Here is a 25477-nt window from a genome sequence, read left to right as displayed (position 1 = left end):
GCGGGCGGGCTGTAGCGCAGCTTGGTAGCGCACTTGACTGGGGGTCAAGGGGTCGCAGGTTCAAATCCTGTCAGCCCGACGTAAAAGCCCTGGTGAGAACAGGTTTCTCACCAGGGCTTCGTCTTACCCGAGATCCTTGTCCGTGGCCGCCCTGGGCCACAGCGGCGATTGTCCCTACGCCTCCTGGGAGGCGGCCCATTCAGCCACCCGGCGGGCGCTCTCCTCCTGAGAGATGTCTTCGACCCGGGTCATGATGGACCAGCGGACGCCGAAGGGGTCTCTGACGCTGGCGAAACGGTCACCTGAGACGAAGTCGGCGATCGGCTCGCGGATCGTCGCCCCGGCGGCCACTGCTGCGGCGACGACCGCATCGACATCGGGCACGTACAGGCCCAGTGAGTAACAGTCTTCCTCTCCGGGCGGTGGGGCGACCAGATCGAAGTCGGGCATCGGCTCACCGATCTGGAGCTGGCCGTGCCCGAAGTCCAGCCCCGCGTGCACCACCATCCCGCTCATCTCCGTGACGTCGGTGACGCGAGCACCGAACGTGTCCCGATAGAAGTCGACGGCCTTACGTGCGTTCGGGATCGCAAGGAACGGTGTGATGCTGGTCGCGCCCTTGGGCGTGCCGTGGTCTGTGTGTGTGCCATGTGCTGCTGCCATGCCCTTGACCGTACGAGCCTCGACACGACTGACGCTTGAAGATTTGCGCCAGGTCGCCTCGGTAGGGTTGGCGGGGTCATGGCAGATCCGGCAACGTCACGTGGGGTGCTGTACCCAGCAAGCCTGCCCACTCTTCATCGCGAGACCGTGACCGGCGATCTCGCGGTCTTCGTGCGCTGGTTCTGGGTTCCCGAGTGGAACATCGAGCCCGGACGGACCTCGCGCCAGCACGTGATCGGGTTCCCCGCGTGCAACCTCGTCGTCCAGGACGGCATGAGCGGAATCTCAGGGCCGACGACGCGTGCGTCGTACCGCGACCTGACCGGGAGCGGTTGGGCAGTGGGGGCACTGCTTCGCCCCGCTGCGGTACTCCCACTCGTGGAGGACGTCTCGTCGCTGCGCAATGCCCACCGGCCGATCGAGGCTCCCGAGCTCACGGCTGCCGTCTCCTCGGCGATGGACGCCCCTGGCGCAGGGCATGACCGTCGACGCGCAGCCATTGCCGTCTGCGCCCAATGGCTGAGGTCCAGATTGGGCAGCCCGAATGAAGAAGGCCTCCTCGCCAACAACATGGTCGAGGCTGCCGAGTCCAACCCCGAGGTGCGCAGCGTCACTGATCTTGCAGCGCACCTGAACATCTCGGTACGTAGTGCTCAGCGGCTCGCTTCAAGGTACGTCGGCGTGTCACCGGCGGTCCTGATCCGCCGGCGCAGGCTCCAAGAGGCGGCCGAGAAGCTCCGCCATGATCGCGGATTCGACCTGACCGAACTGGCGCACGAGTCGGGCTACGCCGACCACGCCCACCTGACGAGGGACTTCCGCGCCACTCTCGGCTTCACCCCCAGCAAGTACAGGAACTCCCTCTCCGCCGAGTGAAGCCCGCGACGTCCAGGTTGTGAGAGCCCGGCAGCAGCGCGGAGACGAGTCGTGCACCGGACGGGAGCTTGGCCCCATCTGTTGCTGGCAGCTTGCCCGGGACCGCCCCGTGAGAGGATGTGGAATGGACGTCAACCAGTTCTGGGAGCATGCGCGTGTGGGCGCCAACCTCAACCCGTTCCAGGAGTGGATGGGCCCTCAGGTCTGGGGCACCGTCACCCCACCGGCGTGGTCGTTCGGCGAGACGCCGGAGGAAGCAGACCAGCTGGCCGAGGACATCGTGACCGGCCGGAAGACCGGAACCAGCAGCCTGTTGTGGCAGTACGAACGCGACGACATCCCGCTGCCCGAGCCAAGCACCCTGGCCATCGTCCTCGACGGCTCTGACGAGCCGCGCGCGCTGATCCTGACGACGAAGGTGCGCGTGGTGCCGTTCAGCGCCGTCGACGAGCAGCACGCCTTGGCGGAGTCCGGATCGCTGGGGGAGTGGCTGCGCCGCCACGAGGCCCTCGCACGTGCGGTGGACGACGGGGCGCACCCCTTCGACCCATCGATGCCCTTCGTGCTCGAGACCTTGGAACTGCTGTACCCGCACCCTGCGCAGCGCCGCGCAGGCTAGCGGGTTCAGCGGCGTGAGACGTACTCGAAGTCGACGTCGAGGTCAGGGTCGATCGCATGGATGATGCCCTCGTAAACGGCTCGGCTTGGTCCCGCAGACGCCAGGTTCCCGAAGCGCTCAGGCCGTCGCCGCCCTCGTCCTCTCGTACTCCGCAGGGTCGAGGATGCGCCACATGCCTCCGCCGATGGCCAACACGCCGCGCGCCGGCAGCGGCACGTCACCGATGCGGGGAGGGTCGTTCAAGACGACGGGGTTGCCGAGGTCCAGTCCATCCAGCCGAGCCCGAGCCGAGTCGATGAGGAACATCCGCTGGGGCATCAGGGTCCCCGTGTGCCCGCTCGGCATGCGACCCCGCAGCTTCAGGTCGCCCATCCCCAACCTCTTCGCCAGCAGTTCCCGTGCCCTGATCAGCAAGCGCGGCCGCCACGACGACAGGGGGAGCTTGGCGCTCAGTGGATTCAGCAACCGAAGAGCCAGGGGTTCGTGCGCGGTCATCGTCCACTGGAGGGCGGGCTGATCCATGGTGGCGCTCAGGCTCCGCGGCCCGGTCCAGGTGACGTCGATGTGGGAGAAGCCAGTGAAGGTGCAGGCCGCTCCGTAGTACCTGGGACAGGCGGTATCGAGGCGGGGGCCGTCGACATGGATCGACCAGCGACCTTCGGGGTCGCGGTGCCAGATGGTGCGGTAGGAGCCGAAGTCGTTCTCAGGGAACACGCGGAGTGCGAGCACATGGCCGCTGTCGAACGGGAGCCCGAACACGCCCCAGCCCTTCACGTACTCGTGGCCCGCCCAGGGCGCTTGGCCCCGCACCTGCGGCAGGCCGGAGAGCTGCCGCGCCAGGTTCAGCATGGGGTCGCCTCCCTCCTGGAGATTCGAGTATGGCACCGGCGGTGGGGGAGCGATACATCAGGCCGAGACCAAGCGGGTGATCGTGGACGTGAGCGGCGTATTTACCAGTGCCTTCACCCGCATCGTCGGGCGACGGGTGCGCACGAATTTCGGTGCCGCCGAGGCAGGGCACCCCGTTGCGCTGGATCGTAGAATGAGCCATGAGGGCAACGTCGCCCCACCACAGGAGGCCCACGATGGCCAGGACTACACGTTCACCGGGTACGGAACCCGGGCACACCGAATCGGTGTCGACCACGCATGACGGCAACCGCACCGCCCCCTTGATGATCCCCATCCACAATCTGTCGTGGGGGCCCTTGTACAGGATCGGCGGCTATTCGGCGTTCGTCTTCGTCGCCCTCGTCCTGATCCCCGTCGTCCTCGTCTTCGCGGCGCCACTGCCCCCGACGGAGGGCCGCGAACTCCTCGAGTACATCGCCACCCACAAGGTGGTCTACCTCGTCGAGTTGGTCTCGTTCGTCGGATTGGCCGTGCCTGCGCTGCTGATGTTCGCAGCACTGTCCATGGCGCTGTCCACCATCAACAGGTCGCTGGCACTGGTGGGCGGCCTGCTCGGCGTCGCGTCGGAGACCATCGCGCTGGCCCTGGGCAGCAGCCCACAGTCGCTGCACGGCGGATTGGTGGTGCTCAGTGACGCCTACGCAACGGCCGGCACGGAGCAACAGGCCAGCCTCGTCGCAGCGGCGGAGGCGTTGATCGCAGCCACGAACGCCGTGTCCTGGGCTGGCATCCTGACGGCGGGGGCCATCCTCGTGCTCTCGTGCGTGATGTGGCAGGGGCGGTGGGGCAGGGCCCTGGCGGTGGTGGGGATCGCCACCGGCGCCATCGGCATCGTCAGCGAGGCCCTGCGCCCGGTCATCGGCTCCGGCTACCTGCTCTACGGCCTGTTGCTTCCGGTCTGGGTCGCCTGGGCGGGCTCGAGGCTCCTGCACCACCGCCGCCCAGCGGAGTGAAGCTCCCTCGAAGTGCGAGGGAGCACCTCACTCCGAGACGATCACGGCCTCGATGCCGAGCACGTCAGCCACCTTCGCGATGGTGCTGGCGTGATGCCCGATCCCCAACGCGTAGTGGTGGGTGGGGGCCTCCCGAACCCACCGCTTGAGGAAGGTGCGCACGTCGGGTTCGAACCTGCCCAGCGTGTTGGTGTTGCCCGTGGGTGGCACCGGCAGCCGCAGCGATTCACCCTCAGCGATCACGAACTTGAACCTGCCCTCCGAGGTGATCGTGTTGCCGAGCATCGTGATGGGCCCCTCCTTGATGTTGAACTCCACCGACGCGCCGGCGCCCGGCTTGCCGTGATACTTCTTCAACGATCGGATGGCGGGCCGGCCTTCCGCGATGTTGATGTGGTGGGGGCCGTCATGCCCGACCAGCACCGCGTCGCGTTCGAAGTCGATGGGATGGAACTCCGCGAAGCTGCCGCCGATGTCGAGGCGGTCCATGACCATCATGGCGACGCACGTCTTGACGTCGAACTCACCACACATCGGGAAGCCCTCCGCCTGCAGCAACGAGTTGCCGACGATGAGGTTCGTCATGACGGCGCGCGTCTCGGACCCCGGCAGGCCCTCGTAGTAGTACGCCAGTCCGTCCAGGTTCTTCTCGGCCACGAAGCCGTCGAGCGCGACGGCGGCCCGGGCCGCGGTGTGCAGATCCGTCGGGGTCAGCTTCATCGTGATCGGGTCCGAGACCGGGTCCGGCGTGTCGAAGAACGCCAGGATCTGCTCCTTCTTCGCCTCGACGAGCGTAGGATCCGGATCGGCCCAGTGCCGCATGATGTCCTCGGGCTCGCACAGGACGACGTGCGAGCCGAAGGCCGCCGTCAGCGCCGTCGGGTCGGTGTGCATGTCCAGCATCGCCTCGAGCACGTGGCCCATGAGCCCGATCCGGGCCGTCCTGAGCGAGTGGTACACCTTGGCGATCTGGCACCATTCGGCAATCTCGGCGTCGGCGACCGGGTCACCCTCCAGGGTCCCCAGAACCACCTCCGGGACTTTCCTGCCCATGCGCACCGCCACGGCCGCGAACTCGGGCACGGAGCAGAAGTCATCGTTGGCCAGCTGCATCCAGGTGGTGGCGTTGGCGTAGTCGAGGGCCGAGCGCGGCTGGAGGGCGACCATCACCACGGGAATGTCCAGCGCACGGATCAGCACGCCGAAGGTCGACGACGTGGCGTAGGTGACCATGTCCACCATGAGGAGGTCCAGGTCGGCGGCACGTACCCGGGGAAGGACGGCGTAGGCACCTTCCGCCTCATCCACCAGACCGAAGTCGACGACCTCCACGCCGTTTCGCTTCACCTTCTCGGCGAGCACGCCCGACTTGCGCACCATCTCGTCCCTGAGGCCATCGAACTGGTCCCAATAGACGTGGTGCCCCACGGAGAGGATTCCTACTCTTGCCTGCAGTGGTTTTCGACGCTCGATCAACATTCTTGTTCTCCTTTGAGTGTGGTGTGGGTTGTGGGTGGGCGGGCTGGCGCCCGCCTCGTGACGAGGCGTCACGGTGGTGACAGGGTCAGATCTCCTGCCACATGGCGGTGAGGGTGCCGGTGATGTGCTCGAGGACGACTTCGCGGTGGGGGACAGGATCCGTCCCACCGTGGAACGACTCCGGGCGGTGCGCCCCGTCGACGTCGATGCGCACGTCGCCCACCCGTGCGGGCAGCAGCAGGCGAACCGTCGCGTCGACCAGGCCGGTCACCCGGGTGCCCCGGCTCATGTGGGCCGGGAACGGAGCCACCTCCCGGCACCGGACGACGCCGGGGACGTGCTGAGTGATGAAGACCCTGCATTCCTTGTGGAATGACTTCGACAACTGGTGCACGCTGGAGCCGTCGGGGGCGATCCAGCACTCGGTGTGCTGCAGTAGGGGTGCGCCGAGTGGCGACTTGAGGCGCAGCCGGGTCGTGGTGTCGGGCAGGTATCCGCTGAACCAGAAGGCGCCGTCGTGGCGGTGGATGGTGTTGACCGCCCTGCCGGACGCGGGGGTGCGCAACTCGTGCGAGACCTCCCACCCGGCCAGCCCCAGCAGGCCGCGGGCCATCGAACCGGCGTCGGCGAACGTGGACCGGTCGTGGGGGACATGCGTGCGCACGCCCCTGTCATCGGCCGGGGAGTATTCGAAGGGCGCGGAGCCACGCACCCAGAGCACCCTGCCGCCTCCGACCGCGCGGTTGCTGGCGTAGCACCGAGAGGTGCCGTTGCGCGACACCGTCACCACCGAGTGGGCCGGACCGTTCGTAGGGGACACCTCGGTCACCGGGCCGCCGGAGAGGTGGGCCACGTGCCGGAGCACCTGCGGCATGGTGCCCACAGTGGGCGAATCCTCGGCGAGGTGGGATTCCACCGTGAGGTCACCGTCGAGGCCTTCGTCGGCTGTCTCCAGCCCCACGAGGAGACGACAATCCTCGCTGGCGGCGGCCAACGACCCGTACACCAGGACGGTCCCGCCGCCCTCGGCGTGCTGCTCGAGTGTGGCTGCGAGGGTGCTGCCCACTCCTGCCGCGGGAACCACGAGCACGCGTCCGGCGAGCGACCCCGCCCGCACGGCGGCAGGGGCATCGTCGGTGGAGATCACCGTGTTCAGCGGAAGCCCTGCGTTGATGGCGGAGGTGAGGTACCAATCCTCGAAGTGGGGCGTCGCGATGGTGTGGGGATCTTCGTTCATCGCCTCGTGGTACTCCCTGAACGGATAGACCCACACCAGTGGGCCCGGTGCGTCGGGCAGCGACTCGAGCGATTGGACGATGTGGGTGCCCACCTCGCGCGCGCACCGCTCGTCGAGCACGCCATGCGCGGTGTCGATGGTGAGGATGTTGACCTCCGACGGAGGCTGGACGCCGCCGTCGGCCCCCAGCCGCGACACCGCCAGGGGGAGGTGGATGTCGAAGGGTTCGCGACAGTAGAAGTCCCACCACGGCTGTTGCCAGAACCAGGGGTCGTTGGCGTAGAAGCGCATGCGATAGGTGTCACACCCGCGCGGCAACATCGCGATCCGCGACATGAAGCCCGACAGTTCGATGCCGAAGTCCTCGTTGAGGGGGCCCCACGGAGAGTTCGGCGGGGGAGAGTCGATGTAGCCGCCCTCGTACACCTCCAACGCGGGCACGGAGTCGGCACCGATGTCGATGCCGGCGGTGTGGTTGGTGCCGCGCACCTGGACCGGGAAGGAGAGACGGGCAGACAGGTCGCGCCAGAAGTCCAGCGCACGCCGCCGCAGTTCGCCTGTTCGTTCGGGGCGGAACCGCACTCCGTCGAAGGATTCGCCCAGCTCGGACCATGCATAGGAACTGAATCCGAAGCCGTTGGACAGCCAGAGGTAGTCGAAGCCGAGGCGACTGAGGTAGTCCTGGGCCTGGCGACCGAGGAACTCGCCGAAGCTGGTCGCCGGAGGGATGCCGTGGGGGTAAGCCGCGTACGCACGGTCATCGGCCTGCAACGTGGAGAAGTGGCGCACCATGGCGATGATCGGCCCGATGCCGACGTCCTCGCCGCGGGCCACCACCTCCGGATGGCGCTCGTACTTGAACGACGACGGGGCGAACTCCGGCCCCGGGTCGAAGGTGGCGCCCACCTGGGTCGGGATGCCCCGCGCGGCCCCCGCAGCGCGGATGGCGGAGACCACGCGTCCGAGGTCCCGGTAGCTCACCGGTTGCGTGGCGGCGCGGAAAGGTGCCGCCACCCGCTCGGGCTCCTTGTCCTCGCCATAGGGCTCAGCTGCCACGTTGTTGAAGCCGATGAAGCGCGCCCACTCGAACGTGTCGTCGAGTTGGCCGCGCCAGTCGAGGATCTCGCTGCCGTCGGAAGCCCACAGGAGCACCGAACAGCGCTCGGCCGCCGACAGGAGCGTGCGCCACTGGTCGAAGACGGTCTCGACGGTGGCGCGCACATCCGCGTCGGTGAAGGAGGGAAATGCCTTGAGGGACACTTCCAGGTTGGCACAGCGCAGCTTCGCGGTCACAGTCCCAGTCTCCCGGATGCAGTGGCCCGCGGCGCGACAAGGTCATTGGCGGTGCGGAGAACGGGCTGGGACGTCAGCGACGATGGCTCGATGCGGTGCGGGGAACTCACCCGGAACGACGCGGATTCCCCGGGCAGCAGCGTGAGCAGCGCACGGTCCACGGTGGCAGCGGGGTGCGCCTGATCCACCAGGAGGGTCAGGTCCTTGACCAACGACCGTGCCGTGACGGTGACGAGTTGCGAGCCGTCGTCATCGCGGACCGTCGCGTCCCAGGCGTCACCGGCCAACGCCAGGCCCGGGTCCTCGACGAAGTACCAGACCGCGCGCTCGCCCGTGGCCACGTCGGCCACTACCAGCTCCCGCGTCGGGTCATCAGGCGTGACGAGGGCCTCGGGCAAGGCGGTGACGCTCGCGGCGCGGGGCGCCACCACGACGTCCAACGAGACGCAATCCAGCTGCCGCCCGTCCGTGGTGAGTCGCCGGACCAGGATGTTGCAGCTCCAGTCGTCGTCGGTCTCGTTGTGCAGCACGAGGGCCGGCGCGTCACCGCGCGGCTGGAGAGTGGCCAGCCTGTCACTGAACGCGTCACGCAGCGCGAACCACAGTGGCTTGCGCACCCCCGCACCGTCGACGGCCGACCACGACACCACCGGCCAGCAGTCGTTGAGCTGCCAGACGATGGAGCCGGTGTTGAACGGGCTGAGCGACCTGAAGTGCTCGATGCCGAACCGGATGGCACGGGCCTGATTCAGCTGGGTGGCCCAGTGCCAGTCCTCGTAGCGTTCCGGGAGCGGAAGGTGTTCGCCCAGGCCGCGTTCCAACTTGAGGTTGCCTTCATCAGCCTTCTGGTGCGTGAGCATCTGGGGGCCGTGGGGGGAGCGCGGTTCGTCCCGCACCACAGACTCCAATGTGGACATGGCAGGGGGCCCCTGGAAGCCGAACTCCGACACGAACCTGGGCCGATGGTCGCGATAGGTGCTGTAGTCACGGCTGTTCCAGACATCCCAGATGTGCATGGTGCCGTTGATGTCGCTGTTGGGATGGAGGTATCGGTCGAACGAGAAGGGGCTGCCCTCCACGTAGGGCGTGCCCGGGGCCAGGTCCGCGACGAGTCGTGGGAACAACTCGGTGTAGTACCCCTCACCCCACGACGCGCCGTCGAGCGCGGCACGCCAGCCCCAGTCTGCCCAACCCCAGATGTTCTCGTTGCCCCCGTTCCACAGGGCGAGTGACGGATGCGGCGAGAGCCGTGAGATCGCTTCCGTGGCCTCGGCGCTGATCTCGTCCCACAGCTCGGGGTCCTCCGAATAGGCCGCACACGCAAGGGTGAAGTCCTGCCACACGAGGAGGCCGAGCTCGTCGCAGAGGTCGTAGAAGTCGTGGCTTTCGTAGATCCCTCCGCCCCAGACCCTGATGAGGTTCATGTTCGCATCGACGGCGTCGGTCAGCGCCGACCGGAGTGCGGCCCTGTCCACCTGGGGCAGGTAGCTGCTCGCCGGGATCCAGTTGGCCCCGCGGACGTGGATGGGCCGGCCGTTGACCGAGATCTCGAAGCGGTTTCCCACCTCGTCCGGCGAGGTGTCGACCGAGACGCTGCGGAAGCCGACGCGCCCCTTCCAGGTGTCGACCTCGTCTCCCTGGGGGCTGATCAGGCTCACGGTCGTTTCGTACAGGCGCTGGCCACCATGGGTGCGTGGCCACCAGGGCTCGGCCCCCTTCACCGGAAGGCTCAGCCGAGCGTCGGACGCCGCCGTGACCGATGCGGAGGCCAGGTCCTCCACCTCGACCCGGACGGTGTGCGGCTCGGTCGCGTCGGCGACCTCGACGTGCAAGTCCAGGAGTGCACCCTCGTCGGGGCTCCACGAGGTCAGGGGCCTGACCCCGCTCAGCCGGGCCGTCGACCTCGACTCGATCCTGATGGGCTGCCAGATCCCGGCAGTGACGATCTCCGGGCCCCAGTCCCAACCGAAGGAGTAGGCCGGCTTCCGGATGGAGTTGAAGGGATGCGGATTGGAGTGGGGCCGGACGCCGAGCACCGCCTCTCGCTCCTCGGCGTGCTGGAGCGCGGAGCGGAACCGGATGCTGAGCTCGTTCTCGCCCTCGCGCAGGAGGTGTGTGACATCGAAGCGGTAGGTGCGGTGATGGTTCGCAGTGGAACCCAGCTCGTGACCGTTGAGACGAAGGGTGGCGACGGTGTCCAGCCCCTCCGCCACCAGTTCGTGGATCTCGTGGTGGGGGAGCGCGTGCCAATGGAACGTCCGCGCGTACTCCCAGTCCGTGCGCCCGATCCACGTCAGCAGCCCCTCGTTCGACCCCTCGAAGGGATCGACGATGAGGCCCTGCGCCAGCAGGTCGAGGTGGACGACGCCAGGGACGACCGCGTCCAGGCCCTCTTGCAGGGCCGGTGTCAGTTCTTCGGGTACAGGGCCCGCGACGGCCCTGCAGGTCCAACGCCCATTGAGGTCCAACCGCCTCATGCGGGGGGCCGGGACACCGCGAGGTGTGGTGTGCACGTGAATAACTCCGTTGTCTGTGTGGTGTTCCTGAGGCCGGCCAGGCCCACGGGAGACGTCACGTGTCACACCGTAGCGCGAACTCATCGCTATGTAAAGCGCTTTAGTTGCCTCGCCACGATCCACGTCAAAGACGCGGTCAGTGCGCCGCGAACGGTAGCCTGAGCCCCATGTCACGCCCGCCCCAGGAACAGCCGTCGCGTCGGTTGACCATCGCCGAGATCGCCGCACGCGCCAAGGTCTCACCGTCCGCAGTCTCCTTCGCCCTGAACGGTCGCCCGGGCGTGTCGCCCGAGACGCGCGAGCGGATCCTGGCGGTCGTGCGTGAGGCCAACTGGCATCCGAACTACGCCGCCCAGGCCTTGTCGCGGGCGCGCGCGGGTGTGATCGGCGTGGTGACGCAGCGGGAGCCAGGGCAGCCGCTCTGGTCGGCCACCTTCGGCGGGTACTTCCTGGCCGGGGTGCAGGCAGAGATCGCGCAGCGTGGGGTGCTGCTCATCCTGCACACCGTCGAGAGCCTGGAGGACGAGGCAGCCCTCTACGAGCAGTGGCTGGGGGAGCGCCGGGTCGACGGCGTACTCGTCATCAACCCCCACGCCGACGACCCACGCCTCCCCGAACTGGAGCGTCTCGGGCTGCCCGCGGTCGTCGTCGGCGACACCCGGGAGTCCTCGGCGCTCAGCTGCGCATGGACCGACGACGAGGAGGCGGCCGGGTTGGCCGTGCAGCACCTCGCCGAGCTTGGCCACCAGCACGTGGCGCGGGTGAGCGGGAACCCTGAGCTGCTGCACTACGCCATTCGCGAGCGCGCCTTCATGGCAGCGGCACGGACGGCCCGCGTCCGCATGCACGCCGAGACGCTGTACGCCGGGCCGGACACCGTGAGCAGGGTGCGGGCACTGGTCGACGGGCCGAACCCGCTGACCGCCGTCATCGTGGAAGACCTGGACTTCGCCGTCCACCTCACGGGAGCGCTGGCTGGCGCCGGCATTTCGGTCCCCGAGGACGTGTCCGTCCTCGCTTGGGACGACGGCCCGAGCGCCACCCTCCTGACGCCCGCCCTGACCGTGCTCAGCCGAGACCTCACCAGGTACGGGCAGGTCGCCGCCCAGGAGTTGCTCCAGGTCATCGACACCGGCTCCCCACGCAGCATCCAGGGAACCTCGACGCGGCTGGTGGTACGGGAGAGCACCGGGCCGGCACCCGCGGACCGGGCGGCGCGAAACGGTAACGATTCGGTCACGAACTACGACGCTCGTTGACAACTAAAGCCCTTTAGTTGTCTACTTGCGATACCGGCCAGGTCCCAGGGAAGTCACTCTTCCATCACTCAATGTCGAGAAATCGAGAGGATCAATGATGCTCGCATCACTCCGCCGCCACGCCACGGCATTCGCCAGCGCGGGGCTGGCCGCCGCCCTCCTTGCCGGGTGCTCAGCCTCCGGCGCCCAGGAGCCAACCGCAGCACCCTCCGCAGAGGGAGAGACCACCTCCGCCCCCCAGCTGGGCGGTGACCTGACACTGGCCACGAGCAGCGACCTGGGCCCCAAGCTGTTCATCGATGACTTCACCGCAGAGACCGGTGTCAACGTCAAGGGCACCTACGCCGAGGCAGGCGCGCTGGGTGAGCAGATCCGGATCCAGGTCACCTCGGGTACCGCTCCAGACCTGTTCCGCTCAGCTCCGGGCTATGCAGCCCCGTCGTCCGTGCTCAACCTCGCCTCCGAGGGCGCCCTGCGCGACCTGTCCGACCAGCCCTGGGCCGAGCACGTCCCCGAGTCCTTCTCGCGGCTCCAGTCCGCCGACGGGAAGACGTACGCATTCCCCACCTACGGCCAGGCCATGCTGGCCTTCTACAACAAGGACGTGTTCGAGGAGGTGGGCGTCGAGCCGCCGACGACGTGGCCCGAGTTCATCGAAGTGCTGGACGAGTTGAAGGCCGCAGGCAAGGTGCCGATCGCGCTGGGCCTCGCGGACAACTACATCATGCAGTTCCTGCCGTTCGCCTTGGCGGGCACCCTCGTCGACGGCCTGGAACCGGACTTCTACGAGAAGATCGACGCCGGCGAGACGTCGTTCGTCGAGTCCGAGGGCTGGCGCAAGACCTTCGAACTGTTCTTCGGCCTCATCGAGGACGGCTACACCACTCCCAACCCGCTGGGCATGCCCGGTGATCCCGCCATGCAGTCCGTCGGTAACGGCGAGGCCGCCATCGTCGTGATGCCTTCCGCGGCCTCACCCGTTCTCGCAGGCCTCATGGCCGGGGGCGAGGAGCGGATGGGTTCCTTCGCAGTGCCGGCCACCGACGACGCGTCGGAAACCGTCGTGCCGTTCACGCCGGACTATCTGGTGGTCAACGCCGACGCGAAGAACCCCGACGCCGCCCTGGCCTTCCTGGAGTACATTTCCGAGCCGGAGCGCACCGCCCAGTGGGCAGAAGAGGTGGGTGCCATCCCGGCGCTCAGCAACGCGGAACCGGTCGACAACGAGCTCAACGAGACGATGCAGCCCTTCCTGGCCGACGGCCGGGTGGCGCCGTTCTCCAACCACGGCTGGCCCGGTGGACAGGTCTCCGGCGCCCTCATGGAAGTCGGGCAGCAGGTGGCCGAAGGATCCAAGTCCATCGACGACCTCCTCACCGCCATGGACGCGGCCTACCAGGAGGCCATGCGGTGAGCACCGCACTCGCCACGAGGGGGCCTGCGGCCACACCGCAGGCCCCCTCCGGGGCGAGCCGCCCACGGGCACGCCGCCGGCATCGGCTGGTGCCCCAGTGGTTCCTCATCCCCGCGCTCGTCCTCTACGTCATCGTGGTGGTCTATCCCTCGATCGCAGGAGGCCTCTACGCCTTCACCGATTGGCGCGGCGGCAACGCCGCGACATTCACCGGGATGGACAACTTCCGCAAGCTGCTGGCAGACCAGGCCGCCGTCGCATCGCTGCGCAACACACTGGTCATCGCAGTCACGCTGACCATCGTCCAGTCGGGCCTCGGCCTACTGCTGGCCCTGGCGCTGAACTCCGCCATCCGCGCCCGCAACCTGCTCCGCACCCTCTTCTTCGCGCCCATGATGATGCCCCCGGTGATCGTCGGACTGCTCTGGCAGTACGTCTACACGCCGGACGGACCGCTCGACACCGCCATGAACGCGTTGGGGCTGAGCGGCCTGGTCCAGAGCTGGCTGGGCAACTCGTCGGTGGCGTTGTGGTCGGTCATCGCGAGCGTCATCTGGCACCATGTGGGCATGTCGATGGTGATCTTCCTCGCCGGCCTGCAGGGAATCCCCGACGAACTCTACGAGGCGGCCTCCATCGACGGGGCCACGAAGCTTCGCCAGTTCTTCGCCATCACGTGGCCCCTGCTGGGTCAGGCCATCACCATCGCCACCGCACTCACGATGACGTCGTCCCTGAAGCTCTTCGACCAGGTCTTCATCATGACCGGCGGTGGGCCGGGCGTCTCCACGCAGACGCTCTCGCTGATCATGTACCGGGAAGCCTTCGTTTACGGCGAGTACGGCTACGGCTCCGCCATCGCGCTCGTCCTCACGATGATCGTCGCGTTCATCGTCTTCATCCAGATGTCCATCACCCGCCGAGGGGAGGTCGACGCATGAGTGTCCCCACGCTTGCTGCGCACGACGAGGCACCGTCGGCCCGACCGCCGCGCCGGCGCCGAAGGCTTCGCCGCGGTTTCGGTGGGCCAGTTCTCGAGATCGCGATGATTCCCATCACGATCGCCTACCTGTTCCCGCTGTACATCATGATCTCCATGTCGTTCAAGACGAGCAGCGAGATCGCCGGCTCCACGGTGGCGCCGCCGTCGTCGTTGTATCTCGGCAACTATGAGACCGCGTGGGTGACGGCGGACCTGGGGCGCGCGATGCTCAACAGCCTCCTCGTCACGGCCGTCAGCATCACCGCGGCGGTGCTCATCGGGGCCATGGCCGCGTACGCGATCGTGCGCGGCAACCGGCGGACCAGCACCGTCAAACTCATGGCCTTCCTCCTGGGGCTGATGGTCCCCGGCCAGCTGGGCATGGTGCCGCTCTACCTGCTGATGCGTGACGCCGGGCTCCTGCAGACCCACGCGTCGCTCATCATCTACTACGTCGGCAGCCTCATGCCCATGACGGTGTTCCTCTACACGGGCTTCCTGAAGACCCAGTCACCCACCTTCGAGGAGGCCGCCAAGATCGACGGCGCCGGATGGTGGAAGTCGTTCATCCACGTGGTGTTCCCGCTGCTGCGCCCGGTGACCGGGACGGTGATCATCATCAACACCATCAACACCTGGAATGACTTCCTGACTCCGCTGCTCTACCTGGCCGGCACGCCCAACCGCACGCTACCGGTGGCCGTGTTCTCGTTCCAGGGGGAGTTCGCCAGTGAATGGGGCCTCATCTTCGCAGGCATGATGATCGCGGCGCTTCCGGTGCTCATCGTCTACTTCTTCCTGCAGAGGCACGTCATCCAGGGGTTCGCAGGTGGACTCAAGGGGTGAGCCAACCCGGCTGGCACTGCAGCCAGTGGTGCCGACCCCGCACCTGCCGGTCAGGGTCGCGGCGCCGGACAACCTGAGCCCCGCAGGATCGATCAGCACCCGGTTGCGTCACGTCCTCCAGCGTGGCGTCTCCGGGGTCCGGCTCGTCTACGCCAACTGGTCCAACCAGGGTGGGCGCGACGTCCCGGGGCCCGATGCGATCACCATCAGCGCAAGGCTCGAGGCGGCCTCGACACATGTCGTGACCTTCGGAGGCTCCGCGCGGGTGAGGCTCAGGCCGGGGGAGACCTGCATCTCGGACAGGGTGGAGTTCTCCGCCGGCCGAGGCTCCTCCTTCCACAGCGTCACCTCCGTGGTGGCCGAGCCCGGCGGGCTGATCCCGCTGGGCCCGCAACCGAACGCCGTCGACGGCGAGGTCGTCGAGTCACCCACCCAGACCGATTCGGGGCACGGGTACGGCCCGTGGCAGATCCTGGCCGAGGCGGACACTGGCGCTCCGATGGTTCCGACGCTGCTGGTGACCGGCGACTCGAACGCGGTCGGCTTCGGCGACACCCGGGGCACGGCCTGCCACTACGGATGGGTTCGACGCGCCCTTGAGAGCCGGTTCCCGACCGTGAACCTCGCCGTGAGCGGGGCCACGGCACGGGGGGCCCTCGACAGTTCCTCGCGCATCCGACGCGACGCCCTCCTGCGCTGGGTGAGCCCCACGTGGGCCATCGCCGCGCTGGGCACCAACGACCTGCAGCAGGGTGGGCCCACACTGGTCGAGATGCAGGAGGTCCTGCAGCGGCACTGGAGCGACCTGGGCGGCCTCGGTGTCCAAGTCGTCGGCTGCACCATTCCGCCGGTCACGGTCTCCGTGGACGGGTGGCGGACAGCCAACGGTCAGCAGCCAACCCCCGGCGCCGCAGAACGCGACGCCCTCAACGCATGGATCCGCTCGCGCCCGGCCCCACTGGCCGCGACCCTGGACCTGGCCGCTGCCCTCTGTGACCCGGCGTCGCCCCAGCGGTGGCGTCCGGGGCTCACCGACGACGGCCTCCACCCCAACCGGCGGGGGCACGCGACGGTGGCACGGGCGGTGCTCAGCAGCCAGGCGATGGCGGATCTCGGCCGCCGGGCCGCCGGGATTTAACGTTTCAAAATTCCGGGGCGGATCCGTTGACTCTGATCCGACGGAGTGCCTATTCTCACCTAAAGCGCTTTAGCAACGTCGCGGCGCACGAAAAGGAGCAGCACAGTGGATACCCAACCAGTCACGAGACGCAGCCTTCTCCTGGGCACAGGGGCCGTGGTCGCAACCTCGGTCGCCACCTCCATGGTGGCGGGCGGGATGTTCCCGTCCGAGGCCGCCGCCAGCCCCACCACCTGGGTGGACGTGATCGGCCACTTCGAGTCCAGGCACGAACCGTGGGCCATGCACCTCGGCAACGAGTACGGCGCCGCGGTGGGGGAGTTCGCCCTCGACTCCAGCCGCGCGGCAGTGGGGGAGCAGTCGGGCCGTCTGACGGGCGACTTCTCGTCGGCGGGGCGCTACGTCGCGCTCCGCAAGAACCTCGACCGGCTGGCGGTCACCCGAGTGACGTTCAAGGTGAGGGCGGAGGGGGTCTCACGCGTCCAGGTGCGTCTCGTGAGCGCCACGCAGGGCCAGCGCAACGCCCAGGTCAACGTCCTGCCGGCGGCCCCGGGCTGGCAGAGCGTTGAGCTGACGCAGTTCAACAACATCGGGGGAATGCAGGATGTCATCAGGCTCGAGCTGCAGGTGTGGAAGGACCACATGGTCCTCGGCGCGGCCAAGGCCACGGCGTGGTTCGACGACGTGCGCGTGGAGCACACCGTCGACCCGGTGGTCCCGTCGTCGTTGGAGACCACGGGCCTCCCGCTGGTGCTCATCGGCGAGCCGGACCTGGTGCCGCTGGTCGTGCGCGCGCGGTACTCGGACAACTCCGTCAAGGACGTCACGCAGCACTCGACCCTGTCGTCGGGCAATGAGTCCGTCCTGCGGATCAATGAATACGGCTACCTCACTCCCGTTGCTCCGGGGTCGACCTCCATCACCGTCGACCACATGGGCGTCAGCCACGAGTTCGAGATCGAGGTCCGGGCACCGCAGGAACTGGTACCGCTGCGTCTGGCCGACGGAAGGCTCTGGGAGGGGGACAAGCAGTTCGGCTTCACCGGTTTCAACTACGACCTCGTGATGCTCCGCTTCCCCCGGACCGCAGACTGGACGGGGCTCGACGCTGACATCGCGCTGATGGCCCACTGGGGCCTGCGCGCCGTCCGCGTGCCGATCAACCTCGGCATGGTGCAGCCGGCCCGCGGCGTTTTCCCGGACGACGAGGCGTGGACGGGCGAAATCACGTCCCGAGCCATGAATCCCCAGTGGCTCGCCATGCTCGACCACTTCGTGGCCCAGGCCGGCAAGCACGGCATCCGCCTGGTGTTGGACTGGCACCGGTTCCCCGTCGATCCCTACGACTACTGGTCCGGCGGCAACAACCACGACGCGGGGACGGGCAGGCCCGGCACTGCCTTCAGCTACCTCGCTCCCTCGCCCACCGAGCGGGGGACCCTGAACCTGTCCGACCCGGAGCACCTGGCCACGCTGCTCGACACCCACCGCTGGATCGCCTCCCACTACAAGGGCAACCCCAACATCATGGGCATCGAGATCCCGCACAACGAGCCACACGACGCCTACATGTCAGTGCAGGCGAACTGGCGGCGGATCGCGGAACTCTGCGCGCTCACCATCAAGCAGGCCGACCCGAGCCGGCTCGTGTTCGCGATGGTGGGCGCCTACGGTCATGACGTGTCCACGTCCGTGGCCACCTGGCAACTGCCCAATCTCATCGACGGCAACGCGCCGCACCACTACATGCCCAACGCACCGCTGCCGTTGAGGCCGGACGCGCAGAGCCGCCAGTCACCGTGGCTCGCCCGCGACGTCGACGACGTGTTCTCCCATGCGATCGCTTCGCTGTTCGCCCCCTACTCGACCTCCCGGGTCCCGGTGTACAGCGGGGAGGGCGGCAGCTACGGCTGGGACTCCTTCCTCCCCGACATGGAGCAGGCTGCCGCCGGGGACCTGATGATCGAGGCGGCGCTGGTGCAGTACTACGCGGCAGGTGCCATCGGGAAGATGCACTGGGCCCTCTGGCACAACGCGCGCGACTTCGTCCCATTCCGGGAGTCCTTCGACAAGCACTTCCGCAGGTTCTCACCCGTGTATGCCGCCGGTCCCGTGGACTGGGGGGCAGCAACGCTGGCGCTGGTCCAGAATCCGGCGGCAGTGCCCATCGCCAACGGGCACAACTTCTCCGTAGTGCCGTTCGTGAAGATGGCGCTCGACCTCAACGTCGGCCCCTTCCACCTGTTGACCGACGACGAGGTCATCGACCGCTTCCTGACCATGGTGCCCACGGGGCTCGAACAGGTGGAGGGCCTCACCGCGGCCTTCGACTACGACGCCGTCGTGGTCGACCGCCGCAATCTCGACGAGCGGGTCAGGGCGGTGCTGGCGGGCAGCAACTTCCCGATCCCGGTGCTGTGGGTCGACGACATGGCGAAGCTCGACCGCGGCCAGTTGGCGGACTTCCTCTCCCAGGCGGGCGTGCCCCTCGACAGGCGGACATCTCCCGACCATCAACTGGTCGTCGGGCCGGAACACCTCATCGTGTACCGGCGTGCGTCCCAGAACCCCGGTCGCCACAAGGTGCATCCCCGCATCGACCGCCCGGCGGCGTTCCGCCTCGTCGCGGAGGACGGTCGCCAGGTCTTCTCTGGGACCTCCGCCCAACTCCTTTCGCAGGGCATCGAGGTTCCCCTCGAGAAGTGGCGCAGCGCGATCTTCCGCATCGACGGATAGGCCCCGCCAGTACGCACTGCATTCACCATCCGTTCATTTCGGGACTGCATGCTGACCGCAGGACAGGGGCTGTGGCTGGCGGCGACGCAGAACGGCCTCTTCCTCGCCGATGGTGACCGGGTGAGGGTCAGCTGGGCCTCCGGCGGCCCCGAGACGTGTGACGTGCACGGGCCTGCCTGGCATGAGGGACGGCCCCGGGTTCCACAACCCGGGGCCGTCGCTCGGCGTCAGTTGCTGCCGCTCTTGGCGCGGGCGTTCGCCTCGGCCTCTGCAAGCTTGGTGAGCAGTTCGTCGGTCCGCGACTCCTCCTCGAGGGTTTCGCCCAAGAGGTTGGCGCCGTCGTTCAGGCCGAGCATCTTCGCCCAGATCCGTAGGGTGCCGTAGCGGGCGATCTCGTAGTGCTCCACCGCCTGCGCCGACGCGATCAGGCCTGCGTCCAGGGCGGGGCTGCCCTTGAAGCCCTCGACCACTTCATCGCCCTCGGCGAGCAGCCCATCGATGGCCTCGCACCGCTTCGACGTGGGCTGGCGGTCGATCATCGAGAACACCTTCTCGAGGCGGACGATCTGCTGCTCGGTCTCCTTCTGGTGCTGCAGGAACGCCTCGACCAGCTTGTCCGAGACGGCCTCGTCCGCCAGCTTGGGCAGGGTCTTTGCGATGTGGCGCTCCGCGTAGTACATGTCGCGCAGCGTGTCGAAGAACAGGTTGTCCAGGGTCTTTTCAGCCATTGCGGGAACCTTTCACTCGGGAGGACTTCTCCTTCCCACCGACGCTAATGGCGTGCGGCGGTTCGTACCTCACCCCGATGGGCGCACCGTCGCAGGTGACCGGCGGGTGAACTTCAGGCGACACGACGGGTGATCGCGCGCCACGATACGGCGAGGCGGGCCACCGGCTGCTACCTTGAACCAGGAACTCGCTGGAGAGGCCGTCCATGGGACTTCGACTCAGGCACCAACCGCACCGACACATCGCCGCCGACGAACTGGACGAACACTTCCGCACCGCATTCGTGGTGGGGCTCGACTACGACGTCAAGGGCGAGGTCGAATGGACCTCGGCCGTCATCGGCATCCTCGAGGACACCTACTCACCGTTCAAGGTGCACCCCACCAAACGCGTCCGCTCGGCCGGCGGCACCGTCGACATGTCGTGGCCGATCATCGTGCGGCTCAACTACTGGATCGACATCCCGTGGCGCAAGAAGCCAGAGCTGCACCAGCGGGCGACACGGCTGGAGATCCTGCGCCGCGATGGCTGGACCTGCGCCTACTGCGGCGGGCCGGCGCTGACGGTCGACCACGTGCAGCCCGTCTCCAGGGGCGGCGGCTGGACCTGGGGGAACCTCGTGGCGGCCTGTGCGCGCTGCAACGGCGCCAAGGGCAACCGCACCCCTGACGAGGCTCAGATGCGGCTGCTCTGGGACCCGAGCGCCTCGATGCTGGAGTACTCCGGCGTGCAGGCCGAGGTCTGGCGGATCCTCGAGTCGGGCAACTACTGAGCCTGTCCCACTGCGCTTCTGATCAGCTCGAAGGTGGCCTGGTCGAACGCCACCAGCCGGGCCTCCTGGACGGTGGTGTCCGCTGCGGCGATCGTCTCGACCGCCGCAGCGATCGCGTCCTCCTTGGGCCATCCGTAGATCCCCGCGCTGATCAGCGGGAAGGCCACCGTGCGGGCGCCCAATTCGTCGGCCACTTCGAGCGAGCGCCGGTAGCACGACGTCAGCAGGCTGCGGTCACGCTCACCTGCCGAGTAGTTGGGGCCGACTGTGTGGATCACCCACCGGGCGGGCATGCTCCCGGCCGTCGTCCAGCCGGCGTCGCCGGTGGCGAGCCCGTCGGGAAAGCGCCGGATGCAGTCCGCGAGTACCTCGGGCCCACCGGCCCGGTGGATCGCGCCGTCGACCCCGCCGCCCCCACGCATGCGGTTGTTCGCGGCATTGACCACCGCGTCGACGTCCTGCCGGGTGATGTCGCCCCGGACGACCTTGAGCTCAACCATGTGCCCCATGCTGCCAGCCCCCTAGGCTGAGCGGTGCAGGTCCCCGAACTCTGGTTGGAGCGCAGCATGGACATCATCCTCATCCCCGGACTCTGGCTCGACGGCGGCTCATGGGAGCGCGTCACCCCCCACCTACTCAAGGCCGGCCACCGTGTGACCGCGCTCACCCCACCCGGCCACGACGGTGGGGACCCCCGGCACGTCACGTACGGCGACCTGGTGGCCGCCATCGTCACCGAGATCGACAACGCCGGCGGCCCTGCGCTGATGGTGGGGCATTCCGCAGCGTGCGCTGCGGCCTGGGCCGCCACCGACCGCAGACCGGGCCGGGTGTGCAGCGTGATGCTGGTGGGAGGGTTCCCCATCCCCGACGGCATGGCCCTGCTCGACGGCTTCGAGGCCACCGACGACGGCGTCCTCCCGTTCCCGGGCTGGCAACCCTTCGACGGGCCGGACGTCGCCGACCTCTCCGACGGCGACCGGGCCTGGCTCGAGGGCCACATGTCCCCGGCGCCTGCCGACTATGCGCTCGGCACGCAGTCGCTGGGCAACCCCGAACGCTACGGCGTGCGGGTGGTGATGGTGTGCCCGGAGTACGGCCAGGCCGAAGTCCAGCAGTGGGTGACGCAGGGCTTCCACCCGGTCGCGGAACTGCCGCGGATCAAGGAGGTGGCCTACGTCGACCTTGCTTCGGGCCACTGGCCTCAGGCCAGTCAGCCCGAGCGACTGGCCGCCGTCATCCTCACCGAGGCCGGCGGGGGCCGCTAGGACAACGCAGAGCCCCCGGCCGCGAGCGGATCGCGACCGGGGGCTCAGGTCGTTCGGGGGATCACCGCAGCGACGGCGAACCCAGCATCACGATGTTGTTGAACACCCATTCGTTGCTCTGGCTGAAGGCGTAGCCGCCAGTGCTCTTCGGGGTGGCTGTGTAGACCGTCACGTACGTGTACGAGCGGCAGCCGTTGCGGCCGGTGGCGGCGGTGTCGCACTCGGTCTTCCACTTGCGGCCGTCGGAGGCGGCGGTCCACTCGGCTGTGTGGCCGAGGGGGTTGGCCGCCCACGCCTCGCGGGTCATGTAGGGCAGGTAGGTGAGGTTGTTGAACGCCCACCCGCTCTTGCGCACGAACTCGCCCTCCTCGATCACCACGACGGTGGCCCAGATCTCGGTGCGGCAGCGTTCGGTCTGCGAGTAGGCCTCGCAGGCCGTGTTCCACTGACGCCCGTTGATCGTGTGCAGCCCGGGCTTGGTGTACGGCGCGGTGGGCATGAACTTTCCGGCCGGCGGCGTGGTCACGGGCTTGGTCGGCTTCGTCGGCGTGGGCTTCGTCGGGGTGGGCGACGGATTGGCCTTCGGCGTCACGGTGATCGTGAACGCCACGGTGGTGCTGAGGCCCTGCGCGTCGGTCACCTCGACCGACACCGGGTACTGCCCGGTGTCGGCCGTGGTCGTGCCGCTGATGACGCCGGAGGCGTCGATCGACAAGCCCGCCGGCAGACCGGTCGCCTCGAAGGTCAGCGACGACGCGTCGGCCGCCGCGACACGGATCGAGGCTGCCTTGCCCTGCTCGAGGCTCACATCGCCTGCGACCGCCACGGGCGGAGTGGTGTCGTCCCCGACCAGGTCGACGGAGAACTCACCCAGCGTGGTCCACGGGTGGCTCGCGTTCTGCGCAGACTTGGCGACCAGCAGGATGTACTGCGCCTTGACCGTCTGGGTGAACGGGATCCACTGCGGCGACTGTCCAGCCGGCAGGTTGCCCTCAGCGACCTTCGTCCATCCGGCTGGCACAGCGCCCGGGGTGCCAGCGGTGTTCGTGGCAACCGCACGGTCACTGGTGACGTAGAGCTCGAAGCCCTTGATTTGACCGTTCACCGCACCCGACGACACGCCCTGACGCGGTGTGAGCGTGACGGCGCAGATCTCAGACTCTGCGGCGAGGCCGACGACGATCTGGTGCGGGTGGGCCGGCTCTGAGCCGTTCCACTGAGTGTGCCAGAACGTGTTGGGATTGCCGTCGATCACGTTGGTCGCAGGCGCGCGCTCCTGCAAGTCGTCCTGCTCGCTCGAGACCCGCACGACCTCCGAGGGGGCCGTGACGTTGGCAGTGCAGGAGAAGGTCAGTGGCACGCTGGTGGTGCGCTCGCGCGCCGCTCCCGAGGCATCGGTCCACGACGTCACGAATTCCAACACCTGGGCGCCCGCGGGCCCGGCATTCGGGGTGATGCGGAAGGTGAGGTTCTCGCCCGCCTGCCCAGCGAGGCTGCCGACCTCCGCTGCTCCGACGTCGACCAGCCAGCCCTCAGGCACGACGGGGGAGACGACGACGTTGCTGACGGCAACGTCTTCGAGGTTGCGGACGGTCACGGGCACGCGGACGGTTACGCCAGCGAGCAGGCGCCCCAGGGAGCCGGCCGTGGTGGCCACGCCGTCGCCGACCATGGCGAAGGCGGTTCCCGCCGCCACGTTCGGGTCCTGCTGCGCCACCGCGGCGCCTGCGACTACGAGCGGCATGTTCGAGATGGCGTTGGAGAGGGTATAGCCACCCTCGACCTGGCGGATCCACCACTTCTGCAGGTTCCCAGCCTCACGCGGGGTCGAGGTGCAGGCCGTCACGATCGGCTTCTGGCCGAAGGTGTTGGGCGCGCTCAGGTTGAGCGAGTCTCCTGCGGCCATGGCCAGGCACTGATCTCCCTGGGCAATCTTGTAGTAGCCGTCCGACGTGGTGCTGAAGCTCCACGTCGCCTCCGTGTCCGTCATGGCGACGACACCGTCGGTCACGGTGAGGTGCATGCCGTCGGACCGGATCGTGTAGTCACCAGGGATCAGCGGCGCGTAGTCGATGGCGAGGGTGTCTGGACCGTTGCCGAGCTGCTGTCCGAGTTGGTTGAAGGCGGCGTAGGTGGTGGTGGGGCGCAGCTTGCTCCACGTCGCCTGCGCCAGGAAGCGCAGAGTGTCATGGATCTGTGCGAACAGCGCGTTCTCGGTGGTGCCGGGGCCGTTGTCAGGCCACAGCACCATCTTGCCGCCGAGGATCTTCCCGGGCGTGGTGGTGTCGTCGATGGCGGCGCCGTAGTAGGTGTGCGGCGTCCAGTTCTCGTTCCAGCGTGCCTCCGCAGTGCCCCAAGCGCCGTTTCGGGTGAAGTAGAGACGATTGTCCGTGTTGACCACGTCGTTGCCGTCGGACAGGGTCTTCTGCATGGTGCGGCCCTGCCGGTACCAGTACTCGACCATGATGTCGCTGTCGAGCTTCTCGATGTTGTCCTGGGCGGGGATGCCGTCGTTCCAGATGCGCAGGTTTGCCCCCTGGGTCTTCACGTGCGCGTTGACCTCGTTGATGAACCAGACGAACAGGTCGTGCTCAGTTGCGTTGGCACCGAACTTCTCGCGCGCGGCCGCGATGATCTGTGGATAGTTGTCGAAGGACCCGGCGCCGAGCAGGTACTCGTCCGCGCCCATGTGGTACCAGTCGAGGTCGAACTTCTCGATGTATTCGGAGGCAAGGTTCTTGACGACCTCGAGCGCCTCAGGCTTCGAGATGTCGAGCTGGGTGGGCTGGCGCTCGCCCGTGGCGTTGACCAACTGCAGGTGGGGCAGGTTCTGCAGCCAGGGACCCATGTGGCCGGGGGAGTTGACCTCGGGCACCAGTTCGATGTGGTGGCGCGCGGCGAACTCGGCCAGGTGGGCGGCCTGTTCATTGGTGTAGTAGGACCAGAAGGTGGCCTCGGGGTACGCCTCAGACTCGACCTTCAGCTCGATCCAGAGCTCGTTCATCTTGTAGTAGGCCATCTCCTTGATGACCTGTTCGAACTTCTCCATCGAGATGTTGACGATGCACGCGCAGATGCCGACGGAGCGGATCGGATAGGCGGGTACGTCCACGCTGTTCCCGGCGGGGATGGTGGCCGTCGTGCCGGCGAGCACGGCCCACTGCACAGCGGTCTGGCCGCCGTAGAACAGGCCGGCCTCCGTCGCGGCGGTGACCTCGATGCCCTCGCCCACCTCGATGGCATAACCCTCCTCACCGAGCACCGCGCTGCGGGTGGCGTCGAGCGTCAGCGTGACGTCGCCCGGGCGCTGCGTCCCGGCTGCGACCTGCACGCTGGTCTCCAGGGCGGCGCCCAGGTCGGCGGCGAGGGTCGCAGCCTCAGCCTCGGTGCCAGCGCCGGCGAGCACGCGGGTGTCGGTCTCGAACTGGAAGCCACCGGTGCCGGCGGTCCAGTTCGACAGGCCCGGGATGCTGGCCGGGGCACCGTTGGTCGCGGTCCGGATGGTCTCGGCCGCCACGGCCGGCGGGGAGGGCATGGTCACCGCCATGCCCGCCATGAGGGCCGTGGCAGCGAAGATTCCGAGGAACGGTCTGCGATTCGTCATTGAACGACATCTCTCTTCATGAATGCGAACCGGCTGGGTACACCGGCCGTCGACTGCCCATGGTCCCTTTCCGTGCCGTCCACGTCAACGAACCCGCCCCAAGGCGGCGCACATGACGAACTGGACTGCTCATTTGCGAGACGGTCCCCGGAGGCCTGCGCCTCCGGGGACCGTCTCGGTT

General features: G+C 67.9%; 19 protein-coding genes and 1 tRNA gene. 12 read left to right on the top strand and 8 right to left on the bottom strand.

The genetic code is table 11. The features are described 5' to 3' along the window. The first annotated feature begins 5 nt into the window (after nucleotides 1-5). A tRNA-Pro gene (locus tag ABEA30_RS10750) sits at nucleotides 6-79 on the top strand. Between the two features lie 95 nt (nucleotides 80-174). Here the strand turns inward: ABEA30_RS10750 and ABEA30_RS10745 are convergent. Further along, nucleotides 175-663, bottom strand: coding sequence for a VOC family protein (locus tag ABEA30_RS10745; protein ID WP_345582669.1), 489 nt, complete (start codon nucleotides 661-663; stop codon nucleotides 175-177). 147 nt (nucleotides 664-810) lie between these two features. Here ABEA30_RS10745 and ABEA30_RS10740 point away from each other — a divergent pair, with 147 nt between their 5' ends. Both ABEA30_RS10740 and ABEA30_RS10735 read left to right on the top strand, forming a co-directional pair. Continuing rightward, nucleotides 811-1539: an AraC family transcriptional regulator gene (locus ABEA30_RS10740; RefSeq protein WP_345582667.1), complete on the top strand. Its 729-nt coding sequence runs from the start codon at nucleotides 811-813 to the stop codon at nucleotides 1537-1539. A gap of 124 nt (nucleotides 1540-1663) precedes the next feature. Beyond that, nucleotides 1664-2158, top strand: coding sequence for an ASCH domain-containing protein (locus ABEA30_RS10735; RefSeq protein ID WP_345582665.1), 495 nt, complete (start codon nucleotides 1664-1666; stop codon nucleotides 2156-2158). Nucleotides 2159-2275: 117 nt separating this feature from the next. On the opposite strand, the gene ABEA30_RS10730 is transcribed toward ABEA30_RS10735, so the two are convergent. Then, nucleotides 2276-3007, bottom strand: a complete 732-nt coding sequence (locus ABEA30_RS10730) for a hypothetical protein (RefSeq protein WP_345582663.1) — start codon at nucleotides 3005-3007, stop codon at nucleotides 2276-2278. Nucleotides 3008-3294: 287 nt separating this feature from the next. On the opposite strand from ABEA30_RS10730, the gene ABEA30_RS10725 reads away from it, so the two are divergent. After that, on the top strand, nucleotides 3295-4023 hold the full coding sequence (locus ABEA30_RS10725; protein ID WP_345582661.1) for a hypothetical protein: 729 nt from the start codon (nucleotides 3295-3297) through the stop codon (nucleotides 4021-4023). Between the two features lie 27 nt (nucleotides 4024-4050). Here the strand turns inward: ABEA30_RS10725 and ABEA30_RS10720 are convergent, their stop codons facing one another. The 3 genes from ABEA30_RS10720 to ABEA30_RS10710 form a co-directional block, all read right to left on the bottom strand. Then, nucleotides 4051-5502, bottom strand: a complete 1452-nt coding sequence (locus ABEA30_RS10720; RefSeq protein WP_345582659.1) for an L-fucose/L-arabinose isomerase family protein — start codon at nucleotides 5500-5502, stop codon at nucleotides 4051-4053. 85 nt (nucleotides 5503-5587) lie between these two features. Next, nucleotides 5588-8032 carry a hypothetical protein gene (locus ABEA30_RS10715; RefSeq protein WP_345582657.1) on the bottom strand — a complete coding sequence of 815 codons (2445 nt, stop codon included), beginning with the start codon at nucleotides 8030-8032 and terminating at the stop codon, nucleotides 5588-5590. Then, the gene (locus tag ABEA30_RS10710) at nucleotides 8029-10509 is read right to left on the bottom strand and encodes a glycoside hydrolase family 2 protein (RefSeq protein WP_345582655.1); all 2481 of its coding nucleotides are present in this window, start codon (nucleotides 10507-10509) and stop codon (nucleotides 8029-8031) included. Before ABEA30_RS10710 ends, ABEA30_RS10715 begins: the two co-directional genes overlap by 4 nt. Nucleotides 10510-10715: 206 nt before the next feature. On the opposite strand from ABEA30_RS10710, the gene ABEA30_RS10705 reads away from it, so the two are divergent. From ABEA30_RS10705 to ABEA30_RS10680, 6 genes are all read left to right on the top strand, one after another. Beyond that, nucleotides 10716-11807, top strand: coding sequence for a LacI family DNA-binding transcriptional regulator (locus tag ABEA30_RS10705; protein ID WP_345582653.1), 1092 nt, complete (start codon nucleotides 10716-10718; stop codon nucleotides 11805-11807). Between the two features lie 97 nt (nucleotides 11808-11904). Next, the gene (locus ABEA30_RS10700; RefSeq protein WP_345582651.1) at nucleotides 11905-13221 is read left to right on the top strand and encodes an ABC transporter substrate-binding protein; all 1317 of its coding nucleotides are present in this window, start codon (nucleotides 11905-11907) and stop codon (nucleotides 13219-13221) included. Beyond that, nucleotides 13218-14162: a carbohydrate ABC transporter permease gene (locus ABEA30_RS10695; RefSeq protein ID WP_345582649.1), complete on the top strand. Its 945-nt coding sequence runs from the start codon at nucleotides 13218-13220 to the stop codon at nucleotides 14160-14162. The genes ABEA30_RS10700 and ABEA30_RS10695 overlap by 4 nt, the downstream gene beginning before the upstream one ends. 104 nt (nucleotides 14163-14266) lie before the next feature. Next, nucleotides 14267-15049 (top strand): carbohydrate ABC transporter permease, encoded by a 783-nt coding sequence (locus tag ABEA30_RS10690; RefSeq protein WP_345582647.1) that lies wholly within the window; start codon nucleotides 14267-14269, stop codon nucleotides 15047-15049. Continuing rightward, on the top strand, nucleotides 15033-16187 hold the full coding sequence (locus tag ABEA30_RS10685) for an SGNH/GDSL hydrolase family protein (RefSeq protein ID WP_345582645.1): 1155 nt from the start codon (nucleotides 15033-15035) through the stop codon (nucleotides 16185-16187). The genes ABEA30_RS10690 and ABEA30_RS10685 overlap by 17 nt, the downstream gene beginning before the upstream one ends. 156 nt (nucleotides 16188-16343) lie before the next feature. Further along, entirely contained in the window at nucleotides 16344-18923 is a 2580-nt protein-coding gene (locus tag ABEA30_RS10680) for a glycoside hydrolase family 5 protein (protein ID WP_345582643.1), read from the top strand. A 227-nt stretch (nucleotides 18924-19150) separates the two neighbouring features. Here the strand turns inward: ABEA30_RS10680 and ABEA30_RS10675 are convergent, their stop codons facing one another. Continuing rightward, the gene (locus ABEA30_RS10675; protein ID WP_345582641.1) at nucleotides 19151-19651 is read right to left on the bottom strand and encodes a YciE/YciF ferroxidase family protein; all 501 of its coding nucleotides are present in this window, start codon (nucleotides 19649-19651) and stop codon (nucleotides 19151-19153) included. 206 nt (nucleotides 19652-19857) lie between these two features. Here ABEA30_RS10675 and ABEA30_RS10670 point away from each other — a divergent pair, with 206 nt between their 5' ends. After that, a complete protein-coding gene (locus ABEA30_RS10670; protein WP_345582639.1) occupies nucleotides 19858-20424 on the top strand; it encodes an HNH endonuclease in 567 nt (188 codons plus the stop codon). Here the strand turns inward: ABEA30_RS10670 and ABEA30_RS10665 are convergent. Then, nucleotides 20418-20924 (bottom strand): O-acetyl-ADP-ribose deacetylase, encoded by a 507-nt coding sequence (locus tag ABEA30_RS10665; protein WP_345582637.1) that lies wholly within the window; start codon nucleotides 20922-20924, stop codon nucleotides 20418-20420. The genes ABEA30_RS10670 and ABEA30_RS10665 overlap by 7 nt on opposite strands. A 66-nt stretch (nucleotides 20925-20990) precedes the next feature. Between ABEA30_RS10665 and ABEA30_RS10660 the strand changes: the two genes are divergently transcribed. Beyond that, the gene (locus ABEA30_RS10660) at nucleotides 20991-21692 is read left to right on the top strand and encodes an alpha/beta fold hydrolase (RefSeq protein WP_345582635.1); all 702 of its coding nucleotides are present in this window, start codon (nucleotides 20991-20993) and stop codon (nucleotides 21690-21692) included. A 61-nt stretch (nucleotides 21693-21753) separates the two neighbouring features. Here the strand turns inward: ABEA30_RS10660 and ABEA30_RS10655 are convergent, their stop codons facing one another. Next, entirely contained in the window at nucleotides 21754-25296 is a 3543-nt protein-coding gene (locus ABEA30_RS10655; RefSeq protein ID WP_345582633.1) for a family 20 glycosylhydrolase, read from the bottom strand. Nucleotides 25297-25477 lie beyond the last annotated feature (181 nt).

The sequence above is a fragment of the Tessaracoccus lubricantis genome (assembly GCF_039544535.1).
Classification (GTDB): domain Bacteria; phylum Actinomycetota; class Actinomycetes; order Propionibacteriales; family Propionibacteriaceae; genus Arachnia; species Arachnia lubricantis.
Note: the sequence above shows the minus strand (reverse complement) of the source record. Positions and strands in the feature narration are given on the sequence as shown.

What these genes read in the sequence shown, in the direction of transcription:
- ABEA30_RS10745 (WP_345582669.1), bottom strand. Translation starts at nt 663, where the DNA reads ATGGCAGCAGCACATGGCACACACACAGACCACGGCACGCCCAAGGGC.
- ABEA30_RS10735 (WP_345582665.1), top strand. Translation starts at nt 1,664, where the DNA reads ATGGACGTCAACCAGTTCTGGGAGCATGCGCGTGTGGGCGCCAACCTC.
- ABEA30_RS10730 (WP_345582663.1), bottom strand. Translation starts at nt 3,007, where the DNA reads ATGCTGAACCTGGCGCGGCAGCTCTCCGGCCTGCCGCAGGTGCGGGGC.
- ABEA30_RS10720 (WP_345582659.1), bottom strand. Translation starts at nt 5,502, where the DNA reads ATGTTGATCGAGCGTCGAAAACCACTGCAGGCAAGAGTAGGAATCCTC.
- ABEA30_RS10710 (WP_345582655.1), bottom strand. Translation starts at nt 10,509, where the DNA reads ATGAGGCGGTTGGACCTCAATGGGCGTTGGACCTGCAGGGCCGTCGCG.
- ABEA30_RS10705 (WP_345582653.1), top strand. Translation starts at nt 10,716, where the DNA reads ATGTCACGCCCGCCCCAGGAACAGCCGTCGCGTCGGTTGACCATCGCC.
- ABEA30_RS10700 (WP_345582651.1), top strand. Translation starts at nt 11,905, where the DNA reads ATGCTCGCATCACTCCGCCGCCACGCCACGGCATTCGCCAGCGCGGGG.
- ABEA30_RS10690 (WP_345582647.1), top strand. Translation starts at nt 14,267, where the DNA reads ATGATTCCCATCACGATCGCCTACCTGTTCCCGCTGTACATCATGATC.
- ABEA30_RS10675 (WP_345582641.1), bottom strand. Translation starts at nt 19,651, where the DNA reads ATGGCTGAAAAGACCCTGGACAACCTGTTCTTCGACACGCTGCGCGAC.
- ABEA30_RS10670 (WP_345582639.1), top strand. Translation starts at nt 19,858, where the DNA reads ATGGGACTTCGACTCAGGCACCAACCGCACCGACACATCGCCGCCGAC.
- ABEA30_RS10665 (WP_345582637.1), bottom strand. Translation starts at nt 20,924, where the DNA reads ATGGTTGAGCTCAAGGTCGTCCGGGGCGACATCACCCGGCAGGACGTC.
- ABEA30_RS10660 (WP_345582635.1), top strand. Translation starts at nt 20,991, where the DNA reads ATGGACATCATCCTCATCCCCGGACTCTGGCTCGACGGCGGCTCATGG.
- ABEA30_RS10655 (WP_345582633.1), bottom strand. Translation starts at nt 25,296, where the DNA reads ATGACGAATCGCAGACCGTTCCTCGGAATCTTCGCTGCCACGGCCCTC.